Source organism: Lentisphaerota bacterium (assembly GCA_016873675.1).
Lineage (GTDB): Bacteria > Verrucomicrobiota > Kiritimatiellia > RFP12 > JAAYNR01 > VGWG01.
Window position 1 is genome coordinate 1 of sequence record VGWG01000161.1, and the last position, 4,779, is coordinate 4,779.

A 4,779-nucleotide genomic window follows, 5' to 3' on the forward strand; every position below is an offset into this window, starting at 1 on the left:
AATCGAGACGCGACCAGGCACCCGTCGCCGCATTGGGGAAGATGCGTTCCGATGCCACCCATCGGTCGAGGATGCCATCGAATGCGACGACATGACCGTTTTCAAGAAGAACGGCGGCGCTGCCGAGAGCTGATCGGGGCAGGCGACGGCCATTCTGTGCCCAGCGCATTTTGAGGGAGATCCATACGGCTGATGCGGTTGGAGCGTTTGTGGGGGCGAGGGCGGCCTGGGCCGGCGCGAGCGGCTCCTCGGAGGGGTCGCGTTCGAGGAGCAGGTAGCGTTCCCCTTCGGGTGCATCTGCGGCACTGACGATCCGGGCGTGGTCGGTGGCGGACCAGCCGAGTTGGGCGTGAAGCGCGCCGAGCGCGTAACCTCCGGCCGATTCGAAACCGATGAGGAGCGATGGGTGACCGGCGGGTTCGGGATCGGGGATAACGAGCGGCGGCGGTTCGGGCTGTGCGGGTGGATTGGTGGGGTCGCCAGTAGCGGCGAGTTGCGCGGCTTGGTCATCATCGAGGCCGTCGCCATCAGTATCGACGTAGAGCATGGAGAGGGTAACGCGATTGATCCCCTGGGTGGCGTGGATGGCGATAAAGGTGGCGGAGGGGTAAGAGGAGAGCGGCATCCGGTTCGTCAGCCAGGGCGGCAAGGCGGGCGCCAAGGCAATCGGCGGTGTCAGTGCAAAAAAATTGGTATCACACAGCGACGCGGTGAGATCCCCGAGAACGGCATTCGAAGCGGAGACGGCCATCCAGAGATCATTGGAGAACGATGCGCGGTCCAGAGCGATCACGAGGCTATCCTCGGATGTTTCCGCAATCCAGCCCCACGGTTCGTTCGTGCTCCACGCGCCGCCTTCACGAAACGCCCCCAAAACCCACGTAGGCCACACGTAGAAAAGGTCCTGATCAACCGTCAATCGCGGCTCACCCCACGGGAAGATCGCGCGGGAGACCGGCACATCGTCACCGGCATCGTCCCATTCGTCGCGATCCGTGTCGGGGTGAAGCGGGTCCGTGCCAGCGAGATACTCCTCCAGATTGGTGAGTCCATCGTCATCGAGGTCTTCGGCGGCGTCGTTGACGGTTGCATCCAGCCCCAACCACGTCTCGATTGCATCCGGGATGCCGTCCTCATCCAGATCCGTCGCATCCGCATAGACAATACCGATACCGAGCGCGGCTAAGCACAGAAAAAGGAGAAAGAAACGACGAAAGAGCGTTTGACGCGCATGACGGATGGAGCACAGGTTCATGGAGAGACTCCCGGGGGTTGATCGGTGTGAACGAGACGAGCATTTTCTGAAATTATACGGATCGGGATCACGACCTGGTGGTGATCTGGAAGATCGGTTTCCACCACCACGCCGGGCACAACCTGCGAAGCGGTCACCGGCAGCAGGGCCTTGAGCGACAGCCGCCACACGCCATCGGGTGCGCGGTTCATACTCACGCGGCCGGTGACCCCATTGAATTTGACCGCGCGCACGGAGAAGGCGCGCCCGTTGATCGGGTGCAAATCCACGACGCGATCCACCCCGGTGGTGCTCGCTGAATCAGCCAGCACAATTTCTGACGGATACGCCATCACGGCTGGCTCGTCATGCACCATCGGGGCTGATGCCGCGTCACGATTGGCGACCTTGCCGTTGAGCGCCAGGCGGAGAAAAGGGACGGCAGGGTCGTTGGTTTTGACATAGAGCGCGCGAAGCACCGAGCCCGGTTGATGCGTCAGGGTCAGGAGGATCATGACCTCTGTGGTTTCACCCGGAGGCAATGGCGAGCGGGCTATCTGCATTGACGCGCCACAACACGCATGCGCGACCGTGAGTGTCAGCGGCGCATCCCCAACATTCGTGACCGGGAAGCGATGGACGACCGTGGCACCCGGCGTCTGCGTACCGAAATCAAATTCACGGGGCACACAGCGGACGGTCGGCGCCGCGTGCGCGGTGATGACGGCAGCAGACAGGATCGCCACGAAGCGAAGCGCCTCACTCATAACGCCCCTCCCGCTTCTGGGTGACGTTCGGCGAGCTTTCTGCTGGCAGCATGGGCGATCTGAGCCAAAAACGGGTCACGCTCGGCGGAAAGGCTTTCGAGCAATTCGGCATCAGACGCAACGCCCAGGTCGCCGAGGGTCGCGATGGCGGCGGCGCGCAGCGTCTCGGTCCGAGCGGTTTGGGCGAGATCACGCGCGATATCGGCGACGCCGGGCAATTGCCGTTCGCCCGCGATGCGCAGCGCCGTGATCCGCCCCGCTTCCGAAGCACCAGGGTCCAGCGCCAGCGCCGACGCGATTTCGTCGACCTCCGTGTCGGTCACATCGCCCGTTTTGGATCGGGCGATGGCATCGAGGCCCAACAGCGCCGTGCCCGGCCAGGTATGGATATGCAGGCGCGCGGCCCTGCGCAGCGTGTCCAGCGCCACCGCGCGGGCGGCCAGGGATTCGGGGCCCTCTCGAAGCGCGAGTTTTTGATGACAATCGACCAGCATCTGGAGGCAATAATCGCGCCACACCTCGTCATAGGCCGAATCGTCGAACATCGAGGCGAAGTCGTAAGCCAGATCGGACGGAAAAAGCTCCTGACGCAGCAACAGGTCAGCGGCCCCGTTTTTGATGCCGTTAAAGGCCAGCGGCTCGAGCCCGAACGCGCCGTCGAACGGTAGGGCCAGCAGATCCCGCAACGTCTCTATTTGATCCGAATCAAGCTGCGCCGGCAAGGCCCTTAGAATTACTGTTCTTTCACGACGCCGGGCCATGTCAGTCGCGGAGGTTGAAGATGAAGGTTAGGCGGATGCGCGACGTGACGGGGATGTGGCGGCGGGTGGCCGGCGAAAAGCGGGCGCGGCGGATGGCGGTTTCTGCGGCGTGGTCGAGTTCGTTGAATCCGCTCGAAGAGACCACCCGCCAGGCGCCGACGTGTCCGTTGGCCAGAACCGTGGCCTCGATCACGACACGTCCCTCTTCGCCGCGACGGCGGGCACCGACGGGGTAGACGGGCCGAATGGATGCAAGGGCCGAGGCGCGGCCGTCTCCAACGCCCTCACCGGTGGCGGTGCCGTCGCCCGATCCCGGTTGGCCGTCACGGTCTGAGGACGCCCCCCCCTCATCCTCGGTCCATTTGTCGAGATCCGAGAGCCAGGAGGCCTTTGCATCGGCACCGTAAACGGTCTGGCTCACAACGCGCGGTAGCGGCTCCGTTTGTGGGAGAGGCAGGGATGCATCCGCCGTCGTCTCCCTGGTCAGCGTTTCTGAGGGCGGCGGGATGCGCGTTTCGGCCGAGGCTGGCGGCGCCTCGGCACGGGGAACAGCGGGCATTTCCGCTGCGGCGAGGGTACCGCCGGAGGCCGTCGCGATTACGGGTTCGGTGAAGGTGATGTCAACCGTCGCGATGGTCGGCGGGGCGGAATCGGAGCGCAGGAGAGCCGCTCCTGCGAACCAGCCCAGGAGAGCGGCGGCGGCCAGATGGAGCGCCAGCGAGAGGCTCCAGGCGAGGCTGTGGTTCGGCAGGTTCATTTGGATTCGACTTGGAAGGCGACGGTGCCGACGCCGCCGTTCTTGAGCTTGGAGAGAAGTTCAATGCCGGGGCCGATATCGGCCAGCCGGTCTGCGGTGATGAGGACGGGTGTGGCGTTCGCGCGCCACGCTTCGACGGCACCGATCACGGCATCGTCAAGCGAAACGAAGGTGCCGTTGAGCGCGATGCGGTTGTCGGCGGTGATTGTGAGGACGACGCGGTCGCCGTGCTCGGCTGTTCCGGACGCGCGGGGGAGGTCGACGCGGACGCCGCGGTGGACCGACATGGTGAACATCGCATAGACAAAGAAGACGAGGAGGAGAAAGACCACGTCCATCAGCGGGATCATCTCGAGCCGCGAGCCGCGGTCATCAAAACCGGAGTCAAGCGCCATGGGCCTTCCCCCTTTCGCAGGCGATGACGGTGCGGTGGATAAGCTGCTCAAAATCGCGGGTGCGGCGCCGGACGAACGAGGCGCAATAGTTGAAGGGGATCAGAGTACAGATTGAGACGATCAGACCGGCGGCTGTGGTGATCAGCGCTTCGGCGATACCGCCAGTGACGGCGGTGGGGTCCTGGATGCCGCCCGTGCTGAGGAGTTGAAAGGAGCGAATGATTCCGGTGACGGTGCCGAGAATGCCGAGGAGCGGCGCCAGGGTGATGATGGTGTCGAGGATCGTCAGCCCGTGCCGCAGACTGCCGATCTCCCGCTCGGCGGCGGCGGTGAGGGAATCCTGGAGCGCGACATCGCGCTGCCGGAGCCCTTCCGCCAGGATGCGGCACGAGGCGGACGGCGCCCGGGCAACCAGGGTTTCGGCCTCGGCAAAGCGCCCCTCGGCCAGGGCGTCGAATACACGGTCGAGCGTCTTGGCGGCGAGCGCTTCGGCCATCCGTTCATGCCAGAAGTGGAGGATGCGTTCGATCGCCATGGCCACAGCGACCAGGGAGCAGATCAACAGCGGCCACATCACCATGCCCCCGCGCTGGAAGAAGGAGACGGCGGTGCCGAACAGGGAGTCGGGTGCGAAGGTGATGGCGGCGAGGGGGTTCATGGCGGGAGTGTGTGGGTGTGGGAGTGTGTGGGTATGCGGGTTATAGAATCGCTGTTCCTTGAAACGTTGTCCAGTCAAATTCGGTTCACGGAAAAAGGGGGGGGCGGGCCGGGGTCTCCGTCTCCGGTCGGCCGCCCCGGCGCGGCGTCAGAAGGTGTAGGAGGCGGAGAGCTTCCAGGTGCGGCCGTTGGCCGGATAGACGCTGTT

6 protein-coding genes are annotated in these 4,779 nt (G+C 64.5%); all 6 read right to left on the reverse strand.

The window, feature by feature from the left end:
* Positions 1-1,255: hypothetical protein (locus tag FJ222_12070; protein MBM4165157.1), on the reverse strand; the 1,255-nt coding region annotated here is incomplete at its 3' end.
* Positions 1,252-2,001 carry a DUF1573 domain-containing protein gene (locus tag FJ222_12075; protein ID MBM4165158.1) on the reverse strand — a complete coding sequence of 250 codons (750 nt, stop codon included), beginning with the start codon at positions 1,999-2,001 and terminating at the stop codon, positions 1,252-1,254. The genes FJ222_12075 and FJ222_12070, both read right to left, overlap by 4 nt.
* Entirely contained in the window at positions 1,998-2,687 is a 690-nt protein-coding gene (locus FJ222_12080) for a hypothetical protein (GenBank protein MBM4165159.1), read from the reverse strand. The genes FJ222_12075 and FJ222_12080 overlap by 4 nt, the downstream gene beginning before the upstream one ends.
* A gap of 76 nt (positions 2,688-2,763) precedes the next feature.
* Positions 2,764-3,519 carry an energy transducer TonB gene (locus tag FJ222_12085; GenBank protein ID MBM4165160.1) on the reverse strand — a complete coding sequence of 252 codons (756 nt, stop codon included), beginning with the start codon at positions 3,517-3,519 and terminating at the stop codon, positions 2,764-2,766.
* On the reverse strand, positions 3,516-3,914 hold the full coding sequence (locus FJ222_12090) for a hypothetical protein (GenBank protein MBM4165161.1): 399 nt from the start codon (positions 3,912-3,914) through the stop codon (positions 3,516-3,518). Before FJ222_12090 ends, FJ222_12085 begins: the two co-directional genes overlap by 4 nt.
* Positions 3,904-4,572 carry a MotA/TolQ/ExbB proton channel family protein gene (locus FJ222_12095; protein MBM4165162.1) on the reverse strand — a complete coding sequence of 223 codons (669 nt, stop codon included), beginning with the start codon at positions 4,570-4,572 and terminating at the stop codon, positions 3,904-3,906. Before FJ222_12095 ends, FJ222_12090 begins: the two co-directional genes overlap by 11 nt.
* Positions 4,573-4,779: the final 207 nt, after the last annotated feature.

Coding starts and splice junctions, on each gene's coding strand:
- FJ222_12090 (MBM4165161.1), bottom strand. CDS start 3,914: ATGGCGCTTGACTCCGGTTTTGATGACCGCGGCTCGCGGCTCGAGATG.
- FJ222_12085 (MBM4165160.1), bottom strand. CDS start 3,519: ATGAACCTGCCGAACCACAGCCTCGCCTGGAGCCTCTCGCTGGCGCTC.
- FJ222_12095 (MBM4165162.1), bottom strand. CDS start 4,572: ATGAACCCCCTCGCCGCCATCACCTTCGCACCCGACTCCCTGTTCGGC.
- FJ222_12075 (MBM4165158.1), bottom strand. CDS start 2,001: ATGAGTGAGGCGCTTCGCTTCGTGGCGATCCTGTCTGCTGCCGTCATC.